The 25,744-nt window shown below is 60.1% G+C and carries 24 protein-coding genes, 1 tRNA gene and 1 riboswitch; of the genes, 8 read left to right on the forward strand and 17 right to left on the reverse strand.

Annotated features, from left to right (window positions below):
• Window positions 1-51 precede the first annotated feature (51 nt).
• Entirely contained in the window at window positions 52-705 is a 654-nt protein-coding gene (ribB, locus tag SSARUM_RS20535; RefSeq protein ID WP_033636071.1) for a 3,4-dihydroxy-2-butanone-4-phosphate synthase, read from the reverse strand.
• Window positions 706-814: 109 nt separating this feature from the next.
• A riboswitch (FMN riboswitch) is annotated at window positions 815-975 on the reverse strand.
• 147 nt (window positions 976-1,122) lie between these two features.
• Here ribB and ubiK point away from each other — a divergent pair.
• A complete protein-coding gene (ubiK, locus tag SSARUM_RS20540) occupies window positions 1,123-1,398 on the forward strand; it encodes a ubiquinone biosynthesis accessory factor UbiK (protein ID WP_033654817.1) in 276 nt (91 codons plus the stop codon).
• A 58-nt stretch (window positions 1,399-1,456) separates the two neighbouring features.
• On the opposite strand, the gene hldE is transcribed toward ubiK, so the two are convergent.
• The 3 genes from hldE to SSARUM_RS20555 form a co-directional block, all read right to left on the reverse strand.
• The gene (gene hldE, locus SSARUM_RS20545) at window positions 1,457-2,887 is read right to left on the reverse strand and encodes a bifunctional D-glycero-beta-D-manno-heptose-7-phosphate kinase/D-glycero-beta-D-manno-heptose 1-phosphate adenylyltransferase HldE (RefSeq protein ID WP_060388244.1); all 1,431 of its coding nucleotides are present in this window, start codon (window positions 2,885-2,887) and stop codon (window positions 1,457-1,459) included.
• Between the two features lie 77 nt (window positions 2,888-2,964).
• Complete coding sequence (glnE, locus tag SSARUM_RS20550) at window positions 2,965-5,802, reverse strand: bifunctional [glutamate--ammonia ligase]-adenylyl-L-tyrosine phosphorylase/[glutamate--ammonia-ligase] adenylyltransferase (protein ID WP_060388245.1); 2,838 nt, start codon at window positions 5,800-5,802, stop codon at window positions 2,965-2,967.
• A 45-nt stretch (window positions 5,803-5,847) separates the two neighbouring features.
• Entirely contained in the window at window positions 5,848-7,155 is a 1,308-nt protein-coding gene (locus SSARUM_RS20555; protein ID WP_060430974.1) for a CYTH domain-containing protein, read from the reverse strand.
• A 278-nt stretch (window positions 7,156-7,433) separates the two neighbouring features.
• Between SSARUM_RS20555 and SSARUM_RS20560 the strand changes: the two genes are divergently transcribed.
• Together SSARUM_RS20560 and SSARUM_RS20565 are read left to right on the forward strand one after the other, a co-directional pair.
• Window positions 7,434-8,054 carry a TIGR04211 family SH3 domain-containing protein gene (locus SSARUM_RS20560; protein ID WP_019453078.1) on the forward strand — a complete coding sequence of 207 codons (621 nt, stop codon included), beginning with the start codon at window positions 7,434-7,436 and terminating at the stop codon, window positions 8,052-8,054.
• A gap of 122 nt (window positions 8,055-8,176) precedes the next feature.
• Window positions 8,177-9,421, forward strand: coding sequence for a multifunctional CCA addition/repair protein (locus SSARUM_RS20565; protein ID WP_033649056.1), 1,245 nt, complete (start codon window positions 8,177-8,179; stop codon window positions 9,419-9,421).
• Window positions 9,422-9,460: 39 nt separating this feature from the next.
• Here the strand turns inward: SSARUM_RS20565 and bacA are convergent, their stop codons facing one another.
• Together bacA and folB are read right to left on the reverse strand one after the other, a co-directional pair.
• Window positions 9,461-10,285: an undecaprenyl-diphosphate phosphatase gene (bacA, locus tag SSARUM_RS20570; RefSeq protein ID WP_033649055.1), complete on the reverse strand. Its 825-nt coding sequence runs from the start codon at window positions 10,283-10,285 to the stop codon at window positions 9,461-9,463.
• A 136-nt stretch (window positions 10,286-10,421) separates the two neighbouring features.
• Complete coding sequence (folB, locus tag SSARUM_RS20575) at window positions 10,422-10,781, reverse strand: bifunctional dihydroneopterin aldolase/7,8-dihydroneopterin epimerase (protein ID WP_033636077.1); 360 nt, start codon at window positions 10,779-10,781, stop codon at window positions 10,422-10,424.
• A 107-nt stretch (window positions 10,782-10,888) separates the two neighbouring features.
• Between folB and plsY the strand changes: the two genes are divergently transcribed.
• Window positions 10,889-11,527, forward strand: coding sequence for a glycerol-3-phosphate 1-O-acyltransferase PlsY (plsY, locus tag SSARUM_RS20580; RefSeq protein WP_033636078.1), 639 nt, complete (start codon window positions 10,889-10,891; stop codon window positions 11,525-11,527).
• A 30-nt stretch (window positions 11,528-11,557) separates the two neighbouring features.
• On the opposite strand, the gene tsaD is transcribed toward plsY, so the two are convergent.
• Window positions 11,558-12,571 (reverse strand): tRNA (adenosine(37)-N6)-threonylcarbamoyltransferase complex transferase subunit TsaD, encoded by a 1,014-nt coding sequence (tsaD, locus tag SSARUM_RS20585; RefSeq protein ID WP_033654813.1) that lies wholly within the window; start codon window positions 12,569-12,571, stop codon window positions 11,558-11,560.
• Window positions 12,572-12,896: 325 nt separating this feature from the next.
• On the opposite strand from tsaD, the gene rpsU reads away from it, so the two are divergent.
• The 3 genes from rpsU (at window position 12,897) to rpoD (ending at window position 16,996) form a co-directional block, all read left to right on the forward strand.
• The gene (gene rpsU / locus SSARUM_RS20590; RefSeq protein ID WP_001144069.1) at window positions 12,897-13,112 is read left to right on the forward strand and encodes a 30S ribosomal protein S21; all 216 of its coding nucleotides are present in this window, start codon (window positions 12,897-12,899) and stop codon (window positions 13,110-13,112) included.
• 136 nt (window positions 13,113-13,248) lie between these two features.
• The gene (gene dnaG, locus SSARUM_RS20595; RefSeq protein WP_025304325.1) at window positions 13,249-14,997 is read left to right on the forward strand and encodes a DNA primase; all 1,749 of its coding nucleotides are present in this window, start codon (window positions 13,249-13,251) and stop codon (window positions 14,995-14,997) included.
• 157 nt (window positions 14,998-15,154) lie between these two features.
• Complete coding sequence (rpoD, locus tag SSARUM_RS20600; protein ID WP_033636080.1) at window positions 15,155-16,996, forward strand: RNA polymerase sigma factor RpoD; 1,842 nt, start codon at window positions 15,155-15,157, stop codon at window positions 16,994-16,996.
• Window positions 16,997-17,070: 74 nt separating this feature from the next.
• Here the strand turns inward: rpoD and mug are convergent, their stop codons facing one another.
• Window positions 17,071-17,559, reverse strand: coding sequence for a G/U mismatch-specific DNA glycosylase (mug, locus tag SSARUM_RS20605; RefSeq protein ID WP_049234205.1), 489 nt, complete (start codon window positions 17,557-17,559; stop codon window positions 17,071-17,073).
• Between the two features lie 146 nt (window positions 17,560-17,705).
• On the opposite strand from mug, the gene SSARUM_RS20610 reads away from it, so the two are divergent.
• Window positions 17,706-17,781 (forward strand) — tRNA-Ile (locus tag SSARUM_RS20610).
• A gap of 158 nt (window positions 17,782-17,939) precedes the next feature.
• On the opposite strand, the gene SSARUM_RS20615 is transcribed toward SSARUM_RS20610, so the two are convergent.
• The 9 genes from SSARUM_RS20615 to SSARUM_RS20655 form a co-directional block, all read right to left on the reverse strand.
• Window positions 17,940-18,170, reverse strand: a complete 231-nt coding sequence (locus SSARUM_RS20615) for a DNA-binding transcriptional regulator (RefSeq protein WP_071998163.1) — start codon at window positions 18,168-18,170, stop codon at window positions 17,940-17,942.
• A 90-nt stretch (window positions 18,171-18,260) separates the two neighbouring features.
• Window positions 18,261-19,409 (reverse strand): phage late control D family protein, encoded by a 1,149-nt coding sequence (locus SSARUM_RS20620; protein WP_140926690.1) that lies wholly within the window; start codon window positions 19,407-19,409, stop codon window positions 18,261-18,263.
• Window positions 19,406-19,891 (reverse strand): phage tail protein, encoded by a 486-nt coding sequence (locus SSARUM_RS20625; protein WP_015379102.1) that lies wholly within the window; start codon window positions 19,889-19,891, stop codon window positions 19,406-19,408. The genes SSARUM_RS20620 and SSARUM_RS20625 overlap by 4 nt, the downstream gene beginning before the upstream one ends.
• A 4-nt stretch (window positions 19,892-19,895) precedes the next feature.
• A complete protein-coding gene (locus SSARUM_RS20630) occupies window positions 19,896-22,742 on the reverse strand; it encodes a phage tail tape measure protein (RefSeq protein WP_033649050.1) in 2,847 nt (948 codons plus the stop codon).
• Window positions 22,735-22,857 carry a GpE family phage tail protein gene (locus tag SSARUM_RS20635; protein ID WP_023456045.1) on the reverse strand — a complete coding sequence of 41 codons (123 nt, stop codon included), beginning with the start codon at window positions 22,855-22,857 and terminating at the stop codon, window positions 22,735-22,737. Before SSARUM_RS20635 ends, SSARUM_RS20630 begins: the two co-directional genes overlap by 8 nt.
• A gap of 32 nt (window positions 22,858-22,889) precedes the next feature.
• Complete coding sequence (locus SSARUM_RS20640; protein ID WP_033639350.1) at window positions 22,890-23,171, reverse strand: phage tail assembly protein; 282 nt, start codon at window positions 23,169-23,171, stop codon at window positions 22,890-22,892.
• Window positions 23,172-23,226: 55 nt separating this feature from the next.
• Window positions 23,227-23,736, reverse strand: a complete 510-nt coding sequence (locus SSARUM_RS20645; RefSeq protein WP_023447563.1) for a phage major tail tube protein — start codon at window positions 23,734-23,736, stop codon at window positions 23,227-23,229.
• 15 nt (window positions 23,737-23,751) lie between these two features.
• Window positions 23,752-24,921 carry a phage tail sheath protein gene (locus SSARUM_RS20650; protein ID WP_140926691.1) on the reverse strand — a complete coding sequence of 390 codons (1,170 nt, stop codon included), beginning with the start codon at window positions 24,919-24,921 and terminating at the stop codon, window positions 23,752-23,754.
• 276 nt (window positions 24,922-25,197) lie between these two features.
• The gene (locus SSARUM_RS20655) at window positions 25,198-25,743 is read right to left on the reverse strand and encodes a tail fiber assembly protein (RefSeq protein WP_033649048.1); all 546 of its coding nucleotides are present in this window, start codon (window positions 25,741-25,743) and stop codon (window positions 25,198-25,200) included.
• Window position 25,744: the final 1 nt, after the last annotated feature.

Here is a 25,744-nt window from a genome sequence, read left to right on the forward strand (position 1 = left end):
ACAAAAAAGCCGCGTTACGCGGCTTTTTTTATCGTTGAAAGCGACCGGCTATCAGCTGGCCTTTTTCTCGTGCGCCTGGCGGTAGGCCACCAGATCCTCGATGGTCAGCACCACCATGTCGTGCTGTTTGGCGAAGGCGATCACTTCCGGCGCGTGCGCCATGCTGCCATCGTCGTTGGTCAGTTCACACAGCACGCCGGCAGGTTTGAAACCGGCCATGGAAACCAGATCGATGGTCGCTTCGGTGTGGCCGCGACGGCTCAGCACGCCGCCCGGCTGCGCGCGCAGCGGGAACACGTGGCCCGGACGGTTCAGGTCGCTCGGCTTGGCGCTGTCTGCCACCGCCGCACGGATGGTGGTCAGGCGATCGGAAGCGGAAACCCCGGTGGTCACGCCCTGCGCCGCTTCGATGGTCACGGTGAAGGCGGTCTGGAACTGGCTGGAGTTGTTGGTCACCATCATCGGCAGCTCAAGCTGCTGACGGCGTTCTTCGGTGATGCACAGGCACACGATACCGCTGCCGTGGCGAATGGTCAGCGCCATCTGCTCAACGGTCATGGTTTCCGCGGCGAAGATCATGTCACCTTCGTTTTCACGATTTTCATCATCGAGCACCATTACGCCGCGCCCATTGCGCAGTGCGTCAATCGCGCGTTCAACGCGTTCTGTCGGCGTGCCAAAGTCTGAAAGTAGCGTCTGATTCATGGTAAAAAACCTCATTAAAAATTATGGATTACCAGAACCAGGGCGATCTTGAGGAGTAGCTAGCAATAGCTAAAAAAATAACGCAAGCGGGCGCAAGCCCGGCAGATACCGTTACTCTCTCCCATCCGGACTATAACCGTCGGCCCCGGAATTGCACCGGATCTGCTGACCTCTAACCGGCCTTTACAGGCTGGCTGAGCGCTCGCGGGCTTTCACCGTAGAAGGTGATTTACCGCCGGTGGGGACTTTCACCCCGCCCTGAGAATAAGCAGGATGACTATAACGCTAATGGGTAGGCAGGGCAATTGGCAAAAGCACAATTCGGCCACGCGCGGCGAATGCGCTTAATGGTGTTTATCCGGCGGGCAACTCGCATTACACTAAGCGGCAGCAATTAAACTCTGAAAGGGATACGCCATGATTGACCCGAAAAAAATCGAACAAATCGCACGCCAGGTTCATGAGTCCATGCCTAAAGGCGTTCGTGAATTCGGGGAAGACGTTGAGAAAAAAATCCGTCAGGTGCTGCAGTCGCAGCTGACCCGCCTGGATTTGGTTAACCGCGAAGAGTTCGACGTGCAGACTCAGGTGCTGTTGCGCACCCGCGAGAAGCTGGCGCTGTTGGAACAGCGCCTGGCCGAGCTGGAAAGCAAGCTGAGCGCGGCACCGGCAGCCAAACAGGAAGACGAATAAATTCCCGCCAAGGGCGCGCACCTGAACCGCGCGCCCTTGTTCTTTCGGTCGCCCGGCGTTAGCCGCGCCCGTCTTTGATCGCTTTGATGATGTTGGTGGTCGACAGCCCGTCTTCAAAGTTCAACACTTTGACATCGCCGCCGTTGGCCCACACTTCCGCACTGCCGGCAATCTCTTCCGGTTTGTAATCACCGCCTTTCACCAGCAGATCCGGCAGAATGTCGGCGATCAAGCGCTGCGGCGTGTCCTCTTCGAACGGCACCACCCAATCCACCGCTTCCAGCGCGCCCAGCACGATCATGCGATTCTCCAGCGCGTTGACCGGGCGTGTTTCCCCTTTCAGGCGTTTGGTCGAGGCGTCGCTGTTCACCGCCACGATCAGGCGGTCGCCCAGCTTGCGGGCGTTGGCCAGATAGGAGACGTGGCCGGCGTGCAGAATGTCGAAAATGCCGTTGGTCATCACCACTTTCTCGCCGCGCTGACGCGCCTGAGCAACAGCGGTTTTCAACTGCGCTTCGGTCATCACGCCAAAGCCGGTTTCGGCCCGGCCGCGCACCGCGTTTTCCAGCTCGATGGGCGACACGGTGGAAGTACCGAGCTTGCCCACCACCACGCCGGCGGCGGCGTTGGCCAGGAAACAGGACTCTTCCAGCGAATTGCCGGCGGCCAGCGAGGCGGCCAGCACGCCGATCACGGTGTCGCCGGCGCCGGTCACATCAAACACTTCCTGCGCTTGGGTCGGCAGGTGCAGCGGCTCAACGCCCGGCTGCAGCAGCGTCATGCCGTGTTCGGAACGGGTGACCAACAGCGCCGACAGCTCGAAATCCGCCACCAGCTTCATGCCGCGCGCCACCAGTTCCGCCTCATCCTTGCAGTGGCCCACCACCGCTTCGAACTCGGACAGGTTCGGCGTCAGCAACGTCGCGCCGCGATAGCGCTCGAAGTCAGAGCCTTTCGGATCGATCAGCACCGGCACCTTGGCGGCGCGCGCCAGTTGGATCATGCCCTGCACCTGGCTGAGCGCGCCCTTGGCGTAATCGGACAGCACCAGCGCGCCGATCTGCGGCAGCGCCTGCTGAATGCGCTCAAGCATCGGCTGCGGATCGACGTTGGAGAAGCCTTCTTCGAAGTCGAGACGGATCAGTTGCTGGTTGCGCGACAGCACGCGCAGCTTGGTGATGGTCGGATGGGTCGGCACCGAGACGAAGTCGCAGCGCACGTTGACTTCATTCAGCTTGGCGCTCAGCGCCCGCGCCGCATCGTCGATGCCGGTCAGGCCCACCAGGCGGGAATTGGCGCCCAGCGAAGCGATGTTCATCGCCACGTTAGCCGCGCCGCCGGGACGCTCTTCGATGGTGTCGACCTTGACCACCGGCACCGGGGCTTCCGGTGAAATGCGGCTGGTCGGCCCATACCAATAGCGATCCAACATGACGTCACCGACCACCAGCACACCGGCGCGGCGAAAATCAGGCAGCGTAACTTTCATCCGATAACTCCAAAAAAGAACAAAATTTTAGTGGCGCAGATATTACCACAGACCGCCGGAATACCCGCAAAAAGGTATTAATCCAGCCATTTGGCCCAGCTGGCGCGCACCTGCTCGCGCTCGGCGGTGAACAGCTCGCTGCCGACCTTGCCGGAATGCTCCTGCAGCGCCAGATGGTGGATCTCGTCGCGCATGGTGACATAGGCCTGGGTCAGCGCGCGCGCTTCCTCTTCCGGCATGATGTCGTAATTGGCCATCAGCTCGAAGATGCGCACGTTGTCCGACCAACGCGTCAGCCGCGGTTCACCCGGCGCATAGCGTAAGACCAGATATTGGGCGATAAATTCGATGTCGGTAATGCCGCCCTCATCGGTTTTGATATCAAACAGATCGCGCTGTTTGTTGCCGAGATGGTTGCGCATCTTTTCGCGCATCTCGCGCACTTCGCGCTTCAGGGTCTCCGCATCACGCGTTTTGCACAGGATTTCGCGCCGAATCGCGTCGAACTGCTGGTGCAACGCCGGATCGCCGTGCACGATGCGCGCGCGCACCAGGGCCTGATGCTCCCAGGTCCAGGCTTCGTTTTGCTGGTAATCGGCGAACGCCTCGACGGTGCTGACCAGCATCCCCGCGGCGCCGGAAGGCCGCAGACGCGCGTCCACCTCATACAGAATGCCGGAGGAAGTGCGGGTGCTGAACAGATGCATCACCCGCTGCGCCAGCCGCAGGTAGAACTGGCGGCCGTCGATGCAGCGATCGCCGTCGGTCATCACCTCCGGCGGGCAATCCAGCAGGAACACCAGATCGAGATCGGAACTGTAACCCAGCTCCCAGCCGCCCAGCTTGCCGTAGCCGATCACCGCAAAGCCGCGCCCTTCGCGCTCCTGCAGATGGGTCGGCTGGCCGTAGCGCGCCACCATGTCGCTCCAGGCCTGTTGCACCACCGCGTCGATGATCGCCTCCGCCAGATAAGTCAGGTGGTCGCTCACTTTCATCACCGGCAGCGCGCCGGCGATATCCGCTGCGGCGATGCGCAGCTGCTGCGCCTGTTTGAACTGGCGCAGCGCCTCCAGCTTTTGCTCTTCGTCGTCTTCCGACACCCGCAGCAGGTACTGGCGCAGCTCGCTGCGGTAGGCGTCCAGCGCCACCGGCTGATACAGCGTGGCCGGATCCAGCAGTTCGTCCAGCAACAGCGGGTAGCGCGACAGCTGGTTGGCAACCATCGGCGAAGCGGCGCACAGACGGATCAGATGGCTGAGCGCCGCGTGGTACTCCACCAGCAGCTCGAGGTAAGTGGTGCGGGTGACGATGCTGAGCAGCAGCTGCGCCAGCCGCACCAGCGCGGTCGGCGCGTCCTGGCGCGGGCACACCTCCGCCAGCAGGCGCGGCATCAGCTGATCGAGCACGTCGCGGCCGCGCGGGCCGATGGTGCGCTTGTCGACATCATGGCGGAAATCGGCGATGGTGCGCAGCATCTGTCGGCGCCCCTCTTCGTCCAGGTGCGGCGTCAGCGGCGCCAGCTCGTTTTCCTCCAGCGCGTCCTGCCACAGGCTGTGATAGTGCTGGTAGTCGGGATCTTCGCCGATATCCGGGCTATCGTCGCCGATCAGATCGTCGAACACCGCCCGCACCGCCTGCATGTGCACCTCCAGCGTCGCCATCAGCGCCGGCCAATCCGCCAGCCCCATGCCGTAGGCCAGCCGCGCCTGGTCGAGCGCATCCTGCGGCAGCGTCTGGGTTTGCTGATCGCCGATCGCCTGCAGCAGATTCTCCAGCCGCCGCAGGAACAGGTAGGCGGCGCTCAGCGCCCGCACCTGCTCGGCCTCCAGCAGCCCCAGCTCACCCACCGCCTGCAGCGTCGGCAGCAGCGAACGCCCCTGCAGCGCCGGCTCACGGCCGCCGCGGATCAGCTGAAATACCTGGGTGATGAATTCGATTTCGCGAATGCCGCCGGCGCCCAGTTTGATGTTGTCCTTCAGGCCGCGCCGCCGCACTTCACGGGCGATCATGCCCTTCATGTTGCGCAAAGACTGGATGACGCTGAAATCGATATAGCGGCGGAACACGAACGGCCGCAGCGTTTTGCGCAGCTCCTGGCTGTAGGCGTCTTCCGCGCCGCCCATCAGGCGCGCCTTCACCATCGCATAGCGCTCCCAGTCGCGCCCCTGCTCCTGATAGTAGTCTTCCAGCGCCGCGAAGCTCATCACCAATGGGCCGCTGTCGCCGAACGGCCGCAGCCGCATGTCGACGCGATAGACGAAGCCGTCGATGGTCTGCTGATCCAGCGCCTTGATCAGCCGCTGGCCCAGGCGGGTGAAGAACTGGGCATTGTCCAGCTCGCGCCGCCCGCCCTGGGTCTGGCCGTTTTCCGGGTAGGCGAAGATCAGATCGATATCCGACGAGAAATTCAGCTCGCCGCCGCCCAGCTTGCCCATGCCGAGGATCAGCAGCGGCTGCGGTTCACCGGCGGCGTTGCACGGCGTGCCCCACTCGCGGCAACAGGTTTGGTACAGCCAGTCGCGCGCGCTGACGATCAGCGTCTCCGCCAGCCCGCTCAGCTGCAGTAGCGTTTCTTCGGTCGAACACAGCCCCTGCGCCTGCGCCCAGGCAATGCGCACCAGCGTTTCACGGCGAAACAGACGCAGCGTGCGCATCAGTTGCGCCTCATCGCGCACCTCTTCCAGCTCGTCCTGCAGCCAGGCGGCATAGTGTTGCCACTCACCGGGCGCCGGCGGCTGTTCGCGCAGCGTCGCCAGCCAGGCCGGCTGGGCGAGCAGTGCGTCGCTGACGAAGTCGCTCGACGCCAGCACCCACTGCTCCTGCTCGCTAAAGGCGCTGTCCGCGCCGTGAACTTCCTGAAAACGCTGCACAACCTGCTGTGCCTGAGCCTGTAACGCGGCTGAAAGTGGCGACATAGTGTATGACCCGTTCTGCGGCCCACGGCTGGCGGGCCGGCTTGATTAACGAAGCGCGCCGTTTAACCAGAATGGCGCATGCGATAAGGCCTGTTTGCGGCTGGCTTCATACCAGCCCTGACGGCGCTCGCTCAGCGCCGCCTGCAGTTCGCGCCAGGCCTCGATGTAAGGCCCGGTCTGCTCGTCGGGGTAAGCGCCCGACAGCAGGACCAGCGCCGAAATCTGACGCGTCAGGCGCGGCAATTGTTCCTGATATTCATCTTCGTTCAGCGTACGGCTGAAGGCCTCTTTCAACTCCGCGCCGCTGCGCCCCAGCATGATGTCGCTGAAGCGTTTGAAAGAACCGTCCAGCTTGGCCTGCCCTTTGGCGTCAATAAACGGCCGCCAGGCGCCGCTCACCAGCCATGATGTGAGCGCCAACTTACATTGCAGGTAGGCTGCGCTGTAGCACAGGCTCTCTGGTTGCGCGGCTTTGTCCGCCAACAGCGGCTCGAGCTCGGTCAGGCGGGCGCGCAGATCGGCGCTGGCCTTGCGCGGCACCAGGCCGCCGAAGATCACCAGCGCCTGGCGGATCGTGCCGACCGCCTCAATCACCGAAGCGCGCGCCTGCGCGTCGCCGCGCAGCCACAGCTCTTCATGGTACTGCCAGTGGCTCAGCGCCAGCTCGAAGGCGGCGATCATCCCCTGTTCAACGCTCGCCTTCGCCGCCGGCTTCAGCACCTGCAGCGGGCGCACCTCGCGCGGCGGATTGCCCTGCGCCAGGTGATAACCGCGCGCCGCCTTGCTTAGACTGCCCTGGCGCAGCCCGTCGTGCGCCGCCAGCTCACCGGCCAACGCCAGCAGATCGGCGGTATTGCCTTTCAGCAGCTCCAGCTCGATCTCGCTCAAGGCTTCGCTGAGATCACCGGCGCGCACCTCGCCCTGATCCAGGCCAATCTCTATCTCGCTTTGGCCGTAAGTAACCACCCACTTCTCACGCACGAAATCGGTACGGAACAGCGGTTGCAACGCCTGCTGCAACGCTGCGATATCGCAATCCTGCGGCCAAATGTCGGCAGGAAACTGCGCCAGCGCCAGCTGCGGCTCGGCGATAGCGACATTGTATTCCGGGCGCTGGTGCAGGCCGCCCACCACTTTACCGGCGGTTTTGATGGTCATCTCATAGCGATCGTCGAAACCGCGAATGCGCAGCCCCATGTCGTGACGGCGCAGGAAGTTGTCGGCCGTTTCGAAGTAAATGTTGGTCAGTTTTTGCGGCGCGGAATGCTGATGCGGCCAGGCGGCGAGCCAGTGTGGCAGAGCGGCCACTGCTTGCGGCGCGGCGATGAATTTCAGTTCAATTTCAACGGTCATAATTCTTTAACACCAATAAGTTATGCATTCACGTCGGTTTCAGCGCGGCGCGTTCGGCCCGCCGTATGCTGCCCACTGACGCACAGTTGCCGTTATCTTACCGCGATTCCCGGCACCTTAACCCTGCTAACTGTAGAAAAAACCTGTTACGTTATAAAACACTGCGCAACTCACAGAATCAGCCACAGTAAGATAGTTCTCATTCCGGTTTTGGCGTTGCGTCGTCAGACTGAACCCTCTACTATCGTTCCATAAATTCACCCAGAAACGATGAACTAATGCAGAAATTACGCCTGATTTGCCTTGCCGCGCTGAGCTTCAGCATCACTTGGGCCGCACATGCCGAAGATAAACGCTATATCTCCGATGAGTTAAGCACTTACGTCCATAGCGGCCCAGGTAATCAGTACCGTATTGTCGGCACTCTCAACGCCGGTGAAGAAGTGACCCTGCTGAGCGTCAACGACAGCACCAACTACGGCCAGATCCGCGATCCGAAAGGCCGCACCACCTGGATCCCGCTCGACCAGCTCAGCCAGACGCCAAGCCTGCGCACCCGCGTGCCCGAGCTGGAACAGCAGGTGAAAACCCTGACCGACAAGCTGGCCAACATCGACAACACCTGGAACCAGCGTACCTCGGAAATGCAGGAAAAAGTCGCGGGCAGCGACAGCACCATCAGCAGCCTGCAGAAGGAAAACCAGGATCTGAAAAACCAGCTGGTGGTCGCGCAGAAGAAGGTCAACGCCGTTAACCTGCAGCTCGACGACAAGCAGCGCACCATTATCCTGCAGTGGTTCATGTACGGCGGCGGCGTCGCCGGCGTCGGTTTGCTGCTGGGCCTGCTGTTGCCGCACCTGATCCCGCGCCGCAAGAACAACAACCGCTGGATGAACTGATCTCAGTATCGTTCAGTTTGAGTATGGGCGCCTGCGGGCGCCCTTTTCATTGGCGCCGACATCCCGCGGCCAATTCATGTAATCTGATAGACAGAGCCTTACACGATATTCAGGAGTCAACAGTGCAGATTTATCTGGTCGGCGGCGCCGTTCGCGACAGCCTGCTCAATATTCCGGTGGTCGATCATGATTGGGTGGTGGTGGGCGCCACGCCGGCAGAGCTGCTGGCGTTGGGCTACCAGCAGGTCGGTAAAGATTTTCCGGTGTTCCTCAACCCCGACTCCCACGAGGAGTACGCGCTGGCGCGCACCGAGCGCAAATCCGGCCAGGGGTACACCGGTTTTACCTGCTATGCCGCGCCGGACGTGACGCTGGAAGAAGATCTGCTGCGGCGCGATCTGACCATCAACGCCATCGCCCGCTCCGCCGAAGGAGAGCTGATTGATCCTTACGGCGGCGTGGCCGATCTGCAGGCGCGCGTGCTACGCCACGTTTCCGACGCGTTCGGCGAAGATCCGCTGCGCGTACTGCGCGTGGCGCGATTCAATGCCCGCTTCGCCCATCTGGGTTTTCGCATCGCCGACGAAACGCTCGCCCTGATGCGCCAGATGGCGCACAGCGGTGAACTGGCCGCGCTGACCGCCGAACGCGTCTGGAAGGAAACCGAAAAGGCGCTGCAAAGCCAGAGCCCGCAGGTCTATTTTCAGGTGCTGCGCGATTGCGGTGCGCTGGCGGTGCTGTTCCCGGAAATCGACGCGCTGTTCGGCGTGCCGGCTCCCGCCAAGTGGCACCCGGAGATCGACACCGGCGTACACACGCTGATGGCGTTGGCGATTGCCGCCCGCCTCACGCCGGAGGTGGACGTGCGCTTCGCCACTCTGTGCCACGATCTCGGCAAAGGGTTGACGCCGAAAGAGTTCTGGCCGCATCACCACGGCCACGGCCCGGCGGGCGTGCGGCTGGTCGAAGCGCTGTGCCAGCGGCTGCGGGTGCCCAACCCGGTACGGGATTTGAGCAAGCTGGTGGCCGAGTACCATGATTTGATCCACACCGTGAACAAGCTGCGTCCGGAGACCCTGTTGAAGCTGTTCGACGCCATCGACGTCTGGCGCAAACCGCAACGGCTGGAGCAGATGATCCTGACCAGCGAAGCGGATGCGCGCGGCCGTACCGGCTTTGAGGAGAATCCTTATCCGCAGGGCGACTATCTGCGCCAGGCGTATCAGGTGGCGAACGCGGTATCTATTAAAGAAGTGGTAGCCAGCGGGCTGCAGGGCACCGCGATCCGCGACGAGCTCAAACGCCGTCGCCAGCAGGCGCTGGCCGACTGGAAACTCAACCAAACCATCCTCAACGATCAGGCATAAAAAAACCCCGCAGAGCGGGGTTTTTTCCTGGCATCGGGCTTACAGGAATACCATGTAAACCACGGCCGCCACGATAAAGCGGTAGATGGCGAACGGCACGAACGAGATGCGTTTGATCAGCGACAGGAAGGTCTTGATCGCAATCAGCGCCACCACGAAGGCAGTAACGAAACCGACGGCGAACATCGGCAGGTCGCCCCAGGTCAGGAAGTGCAGGCTCTTATACAGATCCAGACCGCTGGCGCCTATCATCATCGGCACCGCCAGGATGAATGAAAATTCGGACGCCGCATAGCGGTTTACGCCCACCAGCATGCCACCGGCGATGGTCGCTCCCGAACGGGAGAAGCCCGGCCACAGCGCCAGGCACTGGAAGCAACCGATCAAAAACGCCTGCCGGTAGGTGATGTCATCCAGCCCTTCCGCACGCGGCTTCTTCGGCTTCAGCCATTCCGCCGTCAACAGCAGCAGGCCGCCGACCACCAACGCGTACATCACGTTTTTCGGCGCGAACAGCGATTTAATGACATCGTGGAATATCAACCCCAGCACCACCGCCGGGATCATCCCCAACAGGATGTGCCCCAGCTTCAGCCGGCCGTGGGTTTTGCCCTCGTGCTCCACCGGCTTGCCGCCGAAATGGATGCCGATCAGGCCGAACAGCCGGCGCCAGAACATCACTACCACCGCCAGGATCGACCCCAGTTGGATGATGACTTCAAAGGTCTTGGCTTTGTCGCCGGTAAAGCCCAGCCACTCGCCAACGATGATCATATGCCCGGTGGAAGACACCGGCAGAAATTCGGTTAATCCCTCGACAACCCCAAGAACAAACGCAATAAACAGTGAATGCATGTCCGTCATGTGCTTCGCTCACCCCATAAATTTGCGACTAACATAAACATAAAAAAGCGGCAGTGCTTAAAGACAATGCCGCTAAAACAATTCTCAGGATTAAGACCAGCTTAACGGTCTTTCGTTGCAAGCAGATGACATAAAATCATGCGGGACGAGTGCCGCGCTCAATGATCACGCCGACCCGATTGGCATGTGCTACAGCGCCCGGTTTGCTGACCTTAATACGGACCCATGGGGAATTGAAGCGCTGAAGCAAAATTTCGGATATTTCCTCCGCCACGCGTTCCACCAGCGCGAACCGGTTCGATTCAACGTGCCGGATCACGGCGTCGCTGACGTCGGCATAGCTCAGACAGTCAGTTACGTCGTCGCTGGCGGCGGCCGGCCGGTTATCCCAGCCCATTTCGATATCGAACACCAGCTTCTGACGAATGCCCTGTTCCCACTCATAAACGCCAATGGTGGTAATTACGGTAAGCTCTTCAATAAATACGATATCCATCACGTCATTCTCTGTTTTTGGCCTTGCCGGATACCACTTCCAGCGGAATGTGCGTATTATCCATGGATGTTGCGAGTAAAACGACCATTATTAAACGGAACCGCGTTATGAGTGCTACCGCGCTTGGCATGATTATCTTCGCGTATCTGTGCGGCTCGATTTCCAGTGCGATCCTGGTTTGCCGGATCGCCAGGCTGCCGGATCCGCGTGAACATGGCTCAGGAAACCCCGGGGCGACCAACGTCCTGCGCATCGGCGGCCGGCTGGCGGCGGCGGCGGTGCTGGTGTTCGATATTCTGAAAGGGATGCTGCCGGTCTGGCTGGCCTACAAACTCGATGTGCCGCCGCTGTACCTCGGCCTGACGGCGATCGCCGCCTGTCTGGGGCACATCTATCCGGTGTTCTTCCACTTCCGCGGCGGTAAAGGCGTGGCGACGGCATTTGGCGCCATCGCGCCTATCGGCTGGGATCTGACCGGCCTGATGACCGGTACCTGGCTGTTGACGGTGCTGCTCAGCGGTTACTCTTCGCTCGGCGCCATCGTCAGCGCGCTGATCGCCCCGTTCTACGTCTGGTGGTTCAAACCGCAGTTCACCTTCCCGGTGGCGATGCTCTCCTGCCTGATCCTGATGCGGCATCACGACAATATTCAGCGCCTGTGGCGCGGCCAGGAAGGCAAGATCTGGGGCAAGCTGCGCAAGAAGAAAAACGACGCGGATAACGGCGACCAGCCGAAAGACGAATAGCAGAAGGGCCGGATAATCCGGCCCTTTGTTTTATACCGCAGGCAATTCCGCCAGCGGCCAGCGCGGCCGCACCGAAACGCTCAGCTCCGGGTTGGCGCCGCTCTTCAGGCGCACCATGCCGGCATAGGCGATCATCGCGCCGTTGTCGGTGCAAAATTCCGGGCGGGCATAGAATACCTCCCCACCGCGCTTGTGCATCATCTCCGCCAGTTTGGCGCGCAGCGTGCGGTTGGCGCTTACGCCGCCGGCCATCACCAGGCGCTTGAAGCCGGTCTGCTCCAGCGCGCGTTTGCATTTGATCGCCAGCGTATCCACCACCGCATCCTCGAAGGCGCGGGCGATGTCGGCACGCGTCTGATCGTCGTTGCCGTTGGAGCGGATGGTGTTGGCGGCGAAGGTTTTCAGCCCGGAGAAACTGAAGTCCAGCCCCGGACGATCGGTCATCGGCCGCGGGAAGGTGAAGCGCCCCGCCGTGCCCTGCTGCGCCATCTTCGACAGCATCGGCCCGCCGGGATAATCCAGGCCGAGCAGCTTGGCGGTCTTGTCGAACGCTTCGCCGGCCGCGTCGTCGATCGACTCGCCCAGCAGCTCATACTCACCGATGCCGGTGACGCTGATCAGCTGGGTGTGGCCGCCGGAGACCAGCAGCGCGACGAACGGGAATGCCGGCGGATTGTCTTCCAGCATCGGTGCCAGCAGGTGGCCTTCCATATGGTGCACCGGCACCGCCGGCACGTTCCAGGCGAACGCCAGCGCGCGCCCGACGGTCGCGCCGACCAGCAGCGCCCCCACCAGGCCCGGCCCGGCGGTGTAGGCCACGCCGTCGATGTCGGCCGGGGTCAGGTTGGCCTCTTTCAGCGCCGCCTGAATCAGCGGCACGGTTTTGCGCACGTGATCGCGGGAGGCCAGTTCCGGCACCACGCCGCCGTAGTCGGCGTGCAGCTTCACCTGGCTGTATAATTGGTTGGCCAACAAACCGGTTTGATCGTCATACACTGCAATTCCGGTTTCATCGCAGGACGTTTCTATACCCAGTACTCGCATTACATTTCCCATCATTCACGTGCGGCCGCCAGTCTACCACATTCCGCCGTATTTACCGCCAGCGCGGCGCATCTTGTCACCGGCTCGCACCTATGTCGATGATTCATCCAGAAAATGCCCAGGCGATTAAACACGAGCATTTTTTTCTGATTAGTCTATAATCAGCGCCCGGTGCAAAATTGCGCACGTTGCGGCAGAGCGACGCGGGTTTCAATTTGCTGCGGTGCTTTACAAAGCAGCATCCATTGGAGTAAAATTCCGCACCATTTTGAAAAGGCTGGCGCTTGGCCAGCAGCAAACCGAATTTTATTGAGGTGAGAGGCACATGCCGGTAATTAAAGTACGTGAAAACGAGCCATTTGACGTTGCTCTGCGTCGTTTCAAACGCTCTTGCGAAAAAGCGGGTGTTTTAGCTGAAGTTCGTCGTCGTGAGTTTTATGAAAAACCAACTACCGAACGTAAACGCGCTAAAGCTTCTGCTGTGAAACGTCACGCGAAGAAACTGGCTCGCGAAAACGCACGCCGCACTCGTCTGTATTAATTCTTCGGGGGCAACCCCACCGCGTGAATTTCTGATTTTCAAAATCGCGCAGACCGAGTAGTTGCATACGAAGGCCGTGCTTTCCGAAAGGAATGCGCGGCTTGTTCTCGTTTATAGGCTAATGAAGTAAGGGCTTATGGCTGGACGAATTCCGCGCGTATTTATCAATGACTTGCTGGCTCGCACCGACATCGTCGATCTGATCGACGCCCGCGTGAAGCTCAAGAAGCAAGGCAAGAACTACCACGCGTGCTGTCCGTTCCACCACGAAAAGACGCCTTCATTTACCGTTAATGGCGAAAAGCAGTTTTATCACTGTTTTGGGTGTGGTGCGCACGGCAACGCCGTCGACTTTTTGATGAATTACGACCGGCTCGAGTTTGTCGAAACCATCGAAGAGCTGGCGACCATGCACGGGCTGGAAGTGCCTTACGAAGCGGGCACCGGGCCAACCCAGATCGAACGCCATCAGCGCCAGAGCCTGTACCAACTGATGGAGCAGCTCAGCGCGTTCTATCAACAGTCACTGCAGCAGTCCTCCGGGGCACCGGCGCGCAGCTATTTGCAGCAGCGCGGATTAAGTGACGACGTTATTCGCCATTTCGCCATCGGCTTCGCGCCGGCGGGATGGGACAACGCCCTGAAGCGTTTCGGCCGCGACGCCGACTCGCGCCGCGCATTGAACGATGCCGGCATGCTGGTGACTAACGATCAGGGGCGTTCGTACGACCGTTTCCGCGAACGGGTGATGTTCCCCATCCGCGACAAGCGCGGGCGCGTGATCGCCTTCGGCGGCCGCGTATTGGGCGATGGCATGCCGAAGTACCTGAACTCGCCGGAAACCGAAGTTTTCCATAAGGGCCGCCAGCTTTATGGCCTGTATGAAGCACAGCAGAACCACCCTACCCTGCAGCGGCTGCTGGTGGTGGAAGGGTATATGGACGTGGTGGCGTTGGCGCAATTCGGCATCGATTATGCCGTCGCCTCGCTCGGAACCTCGACGACGGCTGAACACATTCAGCTGCTGTTCCGCGCCACCGACAACGTCGTCTGCTGTTACGACGGCGACCGCGCCGGCCGCGAAGCGGCATGGCGGGCGTTGGAAACCGCGCTGCCGTACCTGAACGACGGGCGCCAGCTGCGGTTCATGTTTTTGCCCGACGGCGAAGACCCGGACACCTTGGTGCGCAAGGAAGGTAAAGAAGCCTTCGAACAGCGAATGGAGCAGGCGCAGCCGCTGTCCACGTTCCTGTTCGAAAGCCTGCTGCCGCAGGTGGATCTGAGCAGCCCGGACGGGCGCGCCAAGCTGAGCACGCTGGCGCTGCCGCTGATTACTCAGGTGCCGGGCGAAACGTTGCGCTTGTACCTGCGCCAGGAGCTCGGCAACAAGCTGGGGCTGCTGGACGACAGCCAGCTCGACAAGCTGATGCCCAAGCAGGCGGAAAATGCGAATCCTTATCAGGCGCCCCAGCTAAAACGCACAACCATGCGTATACTGATAGGGCTACTGGTGCAAAATCCGCAGTTGGCTACACTTATCCCTTCGCTTGAAGGGCTGGAGCAGACCAAACAGGCAGGATTGCCGCTGTTCGTCGAACTGGTGCAGACCTGTTTGGCGCAGCCGGGTCTGACGACCGGGCAATTGCTGGAGCTGTATCGCGACAACAAATTCAGCCAGCAGCTTGAAACCTTGGCGACCTGGAACCATATGATCGTTGAGGATATGGTCGAGCAGACCTTTTTGGATACGTTGGCCAGCCTGTACGACTCGGTGCTCGAGCAACGGCTGGAAACGCTTATCGCCCAGGCCAGAACGCGCGGCCTGAGCCCGGAGGAACGTGAAGAAGTCCGTTCCCTCAACCAGGTTTTAGCGAAGAAAAACTGAATACCAAACGGCTTAAGTGCCGATAATTGCGAGGGCAGAGCCCTGCACAGTGCCGCCATAGTGGGCCGCGGCGATAACGAAAACGCCCCAAATGCTATTGTTGGCGGTTTCGCCGACCGACACCAACCTAAATACTCTGAAGTGTGGATACCGTCTTATGGAGCAAAACCCGCAGTCACAGCTGAAGCTACTTGTCACCCGTGGTAAGGAGCAAGGCTATCTGACCTATGCTGAGGTCAATGACCATCTGCCGGAAGATATCGTCGACTCCGATCAGATCGAAGACATCATCCAGATGATTAACGACATGGGCATCCAGGTGATGGAAGAAGCACCGGACGCCGATGACCTGCTGCTCGCCGAAAACTCGAACAGCACGGACGAAGATGCGGAAGAAGCCGCCGCACAGGTTCTGTCCAGCGTGGAATCCGAAATCGGCCGCACCACCGACCCGGTGCGCATGTACATGCGCGAAATGGGTACCGTCGAACTGCTGACGCGCGAAGGCGAAATCGACATCGCCAAGCGCATCGAAGACGGCATCAACCAGGTGCAGTGCTCGGTTGCCGAATACCCGGAAGCCATTACCTACCTGCTTGAACAGTACGATCGCGTCGAAGCGGGCGAAGCGCGCCTGTCCGACCTGATCACCGGCTTCGTCGATCCTAACGCGGAAGAGGACATCGCCCCAACCGCCACCCACATCGGTTCCGAACTGTCGAGCGAAGAGCAAGACGACGACGAAGAAGATGAGGATGCCGAAGAGGACGACACCGAAGACGACAACAGCATCGATCCTGAGCTGGCGCGTCAGAAGTTCGCCGAGCTGCGCGATCAGTATGAAGCGACGCGCTTGGTGATCAAGAAGAATGGCCGCAGCCACGCCAGCGCCGCGGACGAGATCCTGAAGCTGTCTGAAGTGTTCAAGCAGTTCCGCCTGGTGCCGAAGCAGTTCGACTTCCTGGTCAACAGCATGCGCACCATGATGGATCGCGTTCGCACCCAGGAACGCATCATCATGAAGCTGTGCGTTGAACAGTGCAAAATGCCGAAGAAAAACTTCGTCACCTTGTTCGCCGGAAACGAAACCAGCGATTCCTGGTTCGAAGCCGCGCTGGCGATGGCCAAGCCATGGTCGGAAAAGCTGAAAGACGTGGCTGAAGACGTGCAGCGCAGCCTGCAGAAACTGCGTCAGATCGAAGAAGAAACCGGCCTGACCATTGAGCAGGTCAAAGACATCAACCGTCGCATGTCGATCGGTGAAGCGAAAGCGCGCCGCGCGAAGAAAGAAATGGTTGAGGCCAACCTGCGTCTGGTTATTTCCATCGCCAAGAAATACACCAACCGCGGCCTGCAGTTCCTGGATCTGATTCAGGAAGGCAACATCGGCCTGATGAAAGCGGTAGACAAGTTCGAATACCGCCGCGGCTACAAGTTCTCGACGTACGCCACCTGGTGGATCCGTCAGGCTATCACCCGCTCCATCGCCGACCAGGCGCGCACCATCCGTATTCCGGTGCATATGATTGAGACCATCAACAAGCTCAACCGTATTTCGCGCCAGATGCTGCAAGAGATGGGCCGCGAGCCGACGCCGGAAGAGCTGGCCGAGCGCATGCTGATGCCGGAAGACAAGATCCGCAAGGTGCTGAAGATCGCCAAAGAGCCAATCTCGATGGAAACGCCGATCGGCGACGACGAAGATTCGCATCTGGGCGACTTCATCGAGGATACCACCCTCGAGCTGCCGCTGGATTCCGCGACCTCGGAAAGCCTGCGTTCCGCCACCCACGACGTGCTAGCCGGCCTGACCGCGCGCGAAGCGAAAGTGCTGCGCATGCGTTTCGGTATCGACATGAACACCGACCACACGCTGGAAGAGGTAGGCAAGCAGTTTGACGTTACCCGTGAGCGTATCCGTCAGATCGAAGCCAAGGCACTGCGCAAGCTGCGTCACCCAAGCCGCTCCGAAGTGCTGCGCAGCTTCCTGGACGACTAAGTCCGGCTGCCGCAGCAAAAACAAAAACCCCGGCCTGCCGGGGTTTTTTTATGCCCTGAATACGCCTCGCCGCATCATTGCAGCGCCAGGAACAGCTCGCGATAGCTGGCGGTGAGCTGCTCCAGGGTGGCGCGGTTCAATCCGCTGGGGTTGGGCAATACCCACACCTCAGTTTCCCCCAACGTCAGCGTCTGCTTGCCCCAGGGCGCATTTTTCACCCCGAAGGCGGTGGTGAACGCCTGCTTGCCCAAAATCGCCAGCGCGTGCGGCTGATAGCGCAGGATCTTCTCTTGCAGCGCCTCACCGCCGCTACGCAGCTCGTCGCGCGACAGCTCGCTGGCCGCCACCGTCGGGCGCGCCACCAGCGCGGTAATGCCGCAGCCGTTGTCCTTCAACTGCTGCCACTGCTCCGGCGCCAGCTGGCTCTCGGTAAAGCCGGCCTGATGGATCACCTTCCAGAAGCGATTGCTGCCGTTGGCGAAAGGATAGCCCTGATGGGCGGAAGAAAGACCGGGGTTGATGCCGCAAAACACCACCCGCAGATTGGGCGCCAGAAGTTCCATGAGTGTCGTGAGTCCATTGCAGGGATTTACTGCGGTTATCGCAAAATCCGCCAGCAATTACAACAGGCTAGAACTGTGCAGAAAAGCAACATACGGGCGAGTAACAGTAGACCGCCGCTTAAGGATTCCCTATAATCTCGCGGCTTGGCCCCTTAGCTCAGTGGTTAGAGCAGGCGACTCATAATCGCTTGGTCGTTGGTTCAAACCCAACAGGGGCCACCAAATTTTAGCTTTAAAATCATATAGTTAAGCCACCTCTTGAGGTGGCTTTTTTATTATCACAAATCACAGTGGCGATGAAATGGCGATGGGTTTTTGCCGCCACTTTGCTTTAGACATAAAAAAGCCCGCACTAAGCGGGCTATTTTTCTATGGGCTGATTACATCCACATAACCTGTTGCTGTCCTGCCACACTGGCACCGACCGGATGCGGCGGCACTGCATCTACCTGCCCCGGCGTCATGATCGCGCTATCATAGGTTTCCATCGTTTTAAACGTGTGACCGCAGTTAATATTTTGGCACTGATGATAACGCTCTTTCGTGTGTTGGCTCAGGTAACGACTAGTGCGGGCATGTGCCGCTGTTCTGCATAACGGGCAATGAAACATGATTAATTCCTCGTCACTAACACTGTTGCCGCCGATAATACCTCTCAGGACTAGAAACAGAATAAACTTTAAGTGAATTTACAATTCACTTTATGTGACTTCATAATTCACATCCGACAGCAAAACCTCAAACTCCAGCGCCGTCGTAAAACCGCCGTTACTCAAATTGTGCGTAACTTTGCTCACTATCCAGTCTTGCGCATCGATCGCCGCTTTAAACCCGCTGACGCGTACCGGCGTCTCTGGGGTGATGTTAGCCCGCCCCATGGCGAGCGACAGAGAGAACTCAGCCACACCGCGCTGAAGCTTTTCCCACTTGGCCTGTGCGGCGCGCATCGCGGCGGCCTTGGTGGCGTAAATTTTGGTGATCGCAAACACGTTATCGTCAGCCCCCACCAGATAGTCGCCTTTCGCCGCCTCCGCCGGTTTCCCCGGTTTTTTACTGCTGCCCGGCTTCGCCTTCGGGTGTTGCAGCGCACGCAAATGCTGCTCTTTTGGCTTGCGCTGCAGCTTCACTTTCTTCGGCTTCGGCTGTTTTGTGTTAAGCCAGCTCGCCGTCACGCCGGTGTAGGCATCCCGATCGGCAATGCTGAAACTGTGCTGATCGCCATCCTGCCGGGTGATGGTATACACCGGCAATGGCTTCCCGCCTACCGTGGCGCCGTTCCCCGGTCGCAACAACAGCAGAACGCCATTTTTCACCGCCGCCACCGCGCCGTTGAGCGTTGCCAGCCGGGTAATAAATGCCGCGTCCGTCTCCTGCGTCTGGTCAATATGGCTGATTTTGATGGTGCCCAGACCGGCGGCCAGCGAGGCTTTCAGCTTATTGCGCGCAGCCACCTTCAGCACAATGTCGCCCAGGGTGGTGTCGTGGTAGGACTCATCGCGCCGGGTGTTCAGCGAGCCGCGAAAATCCGCACTACGCGCGCGAATAGTCAGCGTGTCCGGCGCGCCCCGGTGTTCGACTTCATCGACCGTAAACTGGCCCTTTGGCGTCAATGGCGAGCCTTGCCAGCCGAGCGCCAGCGACAGTACCGCATTGCGCTGAGGCATCGCCATAAGTCCGTCGCTGTCGTCCAGCTCGATGTCGAGCTGGTCGGCCTCAAAGCCCCGGTTATCCGTCAGCGACAGCGAAATCAGCCGCTTGCGGATGTTCTGCGTGATGTTGTTATCCTGCAGCAACAGCGAAAAATCCGGGGCAACTCGCGCCCCCGCTGGCAGGCTTACGCCGCTTTTCATGATAACAACCCTCCCATAGCACCGGCGGCCTTCCCGGCCATCTCTCCGGCTTTATCGTACAGCTCCCCGGCCTGCTGGCGCAGATCGCCAAACATCGCAGACAGGGATTCATCGACCCGCTTCAGGTTGAGCGTGAACTCTGTGCGGCGCGGGCTGCCGTCGGCGAAAAACTCGGAATGCGTTTCAGAAATCGACTCGATCACAAACATGCCGTAAATCGTGCCGGTGCCTTCAATCAGCGGCCACGCCCGGCCCTGCTCGGCCATCAGTTGCAGCGTCAGCAGTGACCAGCGGCCGCCGGTGATCTCCGGCAGCAGCACCCCGGACAGCGTGATTTTTTCCTCATCCATCCCCAGAAATTGCGCCGCCGGGCGCAGGCCAACGCGGGCGTTGCTCGGCCAGCGATATTCCGCGTTGCGGCTCATGGACTGATACGGCAGCGTCTGCAGCATAAAAACAAACAGGCCCAGCGTTAACATCATGGTTTTACCCTTCGTAGTTCATGCGGCTGCGCGCGGCAGCCGCGTGTTTGCGTCGTTCGGCCTCAAGCTGGCGCGAGACTTCGCGCGCAATAGATGCCGCGTCTTGACCGGGGGCGCCGTACACCTGAATCGTGATCGGGGCTGGCGCCGTAGCGGATGCGGCAGCCGGGGCCGACGCCATCACCGGCGTTGACAGCGATAACATCGCCGCCGACAGCGCCGCCGTTTTCCGGCGCCCGGTGACGTTGGCCGGGCCGTTGACAATCTCCGGGCCACGCTCGCCGACGATGCCGAACTGGCCGCGCGGGATGATGCCGCCCTTGTCGAATGCCCCCGCATAGCCCGGCCCCGGCATCAGCTCAGGCGCCGGGCGATTGTATGAAATCGACGGGTTAACCTCCGCCTCATCGTCGCCAAATTTCATCCAGTCCGGCAGCATATCCGTGAGGCTGGAAAACTTGTCTTTCAGCGCCTGCCAGCGCTCGCTAATGCCGTCAATGACCCCGTTAATCATGTTCATCCCGGCTTCTTTGAACTGCCCCGGCAGCGCTTTAGCCCCATTTACCAGCCCCTCCCATTTGCCATTAAGCCAGCCAGTCAGCCGATCCCATGCCTGAACCGTGGCGGCGCTCAGCGCCAGCCATGCCGCGTTAACACGCTCGCCGATGGTGTCCCAGACGGCGGCGGCACGCTCCGCGATACCGCTCGCAACGCCCCAGATGCCGGTCAGCAGGCCGGGCAATCCGCCCAACAGCTGCAGCGGCAGGCTCAATCCGGCCGCGATCCACTCACCAAACATGCGGCCATAGCGCGCGGCGGTCTGAAGTTCGGCCTGTGAGGATTTCACCGGCTCGATCAGCTTGCCGAACCACTGCCACACGTTGCGCACCATGCTAAGCAGCGGCGTAAATGCGCCTGCCAGCGGGACAAGCGCGGCGCGCATCGGCGCGAAAGCGGCGCTGAAGCCTTCGCCGATGCCCGTCAAAAAGGCGCTGATAGGCTCCCAATATTTACGGATAGTCAACGCCACACCGGCAATCACCGCCGCCGCCGCAACCACCGGCAAGGTGATCACACTGAATGCGGCCGCAATCCCGGCGCCGACGGTGGTAAAGACCGTTCCCAGCAGCCCGGCCCCGGCGATCAACATATTGACCCCGGCCATCACCGGCCATGCAATAAGGCCCAGCGCAGCGAGGCCACCGATCAGGGCCGTAACGCCCGCCGTGACTTTCACCAGCGTGCCGACCAGCTCAGGATTAGCCTTCACCCATGCCCCGGCCTTGGTCAGCCATTCAGTGGCGGAAACCGTGAGTTTGCGCAGCGCTGAATTCTGGCCGTCGAACACCTCAATGCGAACATCTTCCCACGCCGAAAACAGGTTTTTCAGGTCGCCGTCGAGGTTGTCCACCTTCACTCGGGCAATCTGGGCCGTAGCCCCTTTTGACTGGGTGACGGTGCTGTGTTTTTCGCTCAGCTTGCCGTTACCGGCGGCATCAATCAGCTTGATAGCGCCTTTCATCGCCTCTTCGCCGAAAATGACTTTCAGGTATTCGGCCTGCTGCGCGGTGCCGAGCTTGTTGGTTTTAAACGAGCCGTTAATTTTCTTGAGGATGTTCGCGATCGGCAGCATGTTCCCTTTGCCGTCCTTTGTTTTTACGCCCAATTCTGACAACGCATCAGCCGCCTGCCCGACGGGCGCCTGTAACCGCGTAAACATCGCACTGGCCGCCGTACCGGCCATAGACCCCTTGATGCCGTTATCAGCCAACACGCCCAGCAAGGCGGTGGTGTCCTCGATACTGGCCCCGGCAGCCTCGGCGATCGGCGCGACGTACTTCATCGCTTCGCCAAAATCCATCAGGTTGCTGTTCGAGCTGGTGAAACCTTTGGTCATCACGTCCGCGACGCGCTGGATCTCGTCTATCGGCATGTTAAACGCCGATTGCATGTTGGTGATGATGTCGGCCGCGTCGGCGATGTCCAGATCAGAGGCCAGCGCCAAATTTACCGTTGATTCGGTCGATTTCAGAATGGCATCGCCGTTAAAGCCGGATTTTGCCAATACGGATTGCGTGCGGGCGACGTCCGTCGGCGAAAACGCAGTGGTGGCGCCAATATCCCGCGCCTGCTGGCGAATGGCGGCCAGTTGCTGGTCATCCTTCGCCAGCCCTAACGTGGCTTGCGTGTCTGACATCTGCCTGTCGAACTGCACCCCCGGCGCAATAAACGCCCCTTCAGCGACCAGCCCGGCGGTAGCGATACCCAGCCCGGCCGCGCTGGTATTACGGACAGCCGCGGTTGCCGATTGCCCGGCACGGTAACGCGCACTGACGCGGTTAACCTGCTCTTGCTTCTTGCTCAGGCGATCCAGCTCGCCGCGCTGGCGGCCCAGCGCTGTCGTGGCTTCGCTGGCGCTGGCCTTCAACCGGCGCTGTTCGGCGCTCAGGTTCCGGGTAGCGATGCCGTCAGCGTTGAGCGCGTCACGCTGGCGCTGCACCGACTGGCGCAGACCGTTGTATTTCGTCTGCAGCTCGGCGGCGGCGCGCTTTGATGCTTCCAGCAAGCGCGCTTGCTGCGCCGTGGGCTTTTCCGTCGCCTTGAACTGGACGGCCAGCGCCGCCGCTTCAGCCTTGGCGTTTTTCAGGGCCCGTCCGGTAACAGCGAGCTGGCCCTGCGCCTTGCGAAACCCGTCAATCCGGGCGCTTTGCGCGTCCAGAGCCTTGAGGGTTTGCTGCGTGGTTTTGATGTCACCGGCAAGCTGTTTGCTTGCCTGTTGGATACTCTTTAGCGGGCGGGTGGCTTGGTCTACGGCCTTCAGCAGCACCTGTAGCTGCAGGCTTTTACTCATCGTGATTAACTCCGCTGCGTTGCAGTGCCAAATGGCGCCAGTTCAACAGCTCCGTGAGCGTCATTCCGGCCATTTCAGACGGCGGCCAGTGGAAGATCACCGCGATGTCCGCCATCAGGTCATCAACGCCCAGCCGGGCGTCGGGGATTACGCCGCCGAGTTCGGCGACAAAAAACCGACCACTTTCCCGGCCAGCGCCACCAAATCCGGCAGCTCAAGGCGCGCGCATTCTTCTTTTGTCAGGTTCGGCACGGTCACACGCGGCAGCACAACCAGCAGCGCGTCAACGTCGGCGTTGGCGATCGCCGCCAGCCCGACGCCGCGCAGCGCGCCCGCGTTAGGTTTAATCACCTGCACCTCGGTGATGGTGGTTTCACCGCGCTGGATCGGGGTTTCGAGGGTAACGGTATTTTCTTTTGCGTCTTTCATGGTGTTCTCTCAAATCAGGGGGGAAAAGGGCCAGCCCGGCGGGCTGGCGCAAAAATTACAGGCCGATCGCCTTGCGATGCTCGGCCAGCCGGTCAACGCCGTTGACCTTTTCGACCATGTTCACGGTATCGACTTCGATCAGCTCTTTGCCGTCCACGGTCAGCTTGAAGTAAGTACACTCGGTAGATACCTTGGTTTCGGTATCCTCGCCCTGCTTGTACTCGCCAAAGTCAATTTCCTTGTGGCGGCCGCGCATCACCACTTCCACAGCGGACACCTCGCCGGTGTCGTCACGCTGGAAGGAACCGGCAAAGCGCAGCGGCACAGCATCGACGGCGCCCCACTGCTTCAACACCAGCTCATCAATGCCGCCCATCGACCATTCAACGGCCAGCGCGTCATCGTCCAGCCCCATATCGATGGAGGCCGCACCGTTCATGCCGCCGCCCCGGTATTTCTCCAGCTTGCGGGTGAGCTTCGGCAGCGTCAGCGAGGACACGACGCCCATATAGCTGTAGCCGTCGTTGAACAGGTTCAGGTATTTCAGTTTTTTCGGCAGTGCCATGTTCTAACGTCTCCTTTAGCGGTTCACGGATGCCGCAAACGTCGCCAGATAGCGATCGGTGATACGCTGGCGCAGGGTTAAATCTTCCAGCGGAGGCACCGGCGTGTAGTCGTAATCGATAAACAGCTTGCCCGCCTTCAGGGTTTCCTTGGTGTTGGCGCTTTCGTCGTACCAGCAAGTACCGTCGATAATCAGCCCTGCGGATTTCAGCTCGCGGAATTTCGCGTTGATGCCGTCAATCATGTCGCGCACCAGCGTAGGCGTTACCGGGCGGTCAACGGCCCATAGGTGCGCCTCGGCCATTGTATCGGCCAGCACCTGCGCGGTGCGGGTGTAGTTCTCGAACAGGAACAACGGATCATCAGAGCAGGTGCGGGAACCCCAGAATTTAAAGCCGTCTTTGCGGATCAACGTAGTGACGCACGCTTGGTTTAACAGGTCAGCATCGGTGCCAGGCGCCTGCAAATCCCAGAACACGCTGGCGGTGATGCCGGTCACGCCGTTAACGCCGACGTTTGAAAGCGTCTTATGCCAGCCGGTTTCCGTGTCAATTTTGGCACGCAGGCCCAGCGCGCGGGCGGTGGCGTAGGCGATGTCGCTCTGGTTGGCGGTGGTGTTCCAGTTGACAAAATCCGGCCAGATCAGCATCAGCTCGCGCTGGCTGAAATTGTCGCGGTACTTTGTAGCCTCCTGCACGGTTTTGCAGCCGTGGGCGCTGATATAGCCGAACGCGCGCAACTGCTGGCAAATCCCGGCGAGCGCCGTCGCGACCTCCTGATTATCCAGCCCCGGCACGCCGAGGATGCGCGGCTTAACGCCCAGCTCAGCCTGTGCAGATAACAGCGCTTTCATGCCGGTGTAACGGCCTTCAGCGTTCGCGCCGCCGATGATATTGGAGGTGGTTTCCGCCGCGTCTTTGCCGGTGGCAACGCGGACAACTACCGTGACCGGCTTCGCCTGTTCGGCGATCGCCCGCAGCGACGCCGCCAGCGTGCCTTTTTTACCGGCCTTGCCGGAGGCGGCCAGCACGTCAGTAATCAGTACCGGGGTATCAAGCGGGAAAACCGACGCGTCGGCATCCTCCGCCGTGCAGACCATGCCGACGATTGCCGTCGATACGGTGGAAATAACGCGGGTGCCGTCGTTGATTTCGACGACGCGCACGCCGTGATGATAATCGCCCATTAATTTGCTCCGGGTGGTGAGTAGGTGCAGGCATGATGACGCCCGGCGCGCCGGGCCGCACGCGGTGGGTGCTGGAAGGCCGACCAGACAACAGGCCGGGACGGATTGGGGATTTTTGAGGGAATGACGATCGTTTGCGCCGATCAATAACGCCTTATTGATCTATGCAATCAATTGGACGGATTTTAGCCGGGCGGGGTAAGGTCGAAAGGCAAAGACGCGGCAACATCAGGGAAAGCCGCAAACACAAAGCCCGCATCGCTGCGGGCTTTTTTCTTAGGCGCCGGGCGCCACCGGCCAGTCAATTTCCGGGGCCGACGTCATATCAAGACGATTTAGCATCACACGGTATTTTTTCCAGTCCGCCAACAGCGCTTTTTCTTCCTCGGTCGCCATGTCCAAATCAACCGCATCCTGTAATGGCGCGATATGCCGCGCCACCGCCGCAATGCGGGCAACCCGTTCCTTTTTCGCTTGTTCCTGATATTCGTCAGGCGAATAACTGCGTTTAACAATGGCTTTCCCATCAAATACCCAACCACCGGAAATATCGGCCCGGCGATTGGCGGTTGTGTTTGCCACTTCCGCGACGCTTAACCCGACAGGCCACAACGTAGAAATATCGTTGTTGGCGGCAATGCTGCGGATAATCCCTTTTTCATCGTAGGCAACTTTTATCGTATCCTCCGCAAAATCTTTCTGGCAGTGATACCACTCATTACCATCTTCAGAGAAAAGGAACATGGCATTATGCTGATTGCGTAATTTTAATTGCTCCGGTGTTTTTGGCTCGCCGAGCTGAAAGTTTTTAATATTCTTCATG

Source organism: Serratia sarumanii, assembly GCF_029962605.1.
Classification (GTDB): Bacteria; Pseudomonadota; Gammaproteobacteria; order Enterobacterales; family Enterobacteriaceae; genus Serratia; species Serratia sarumanii.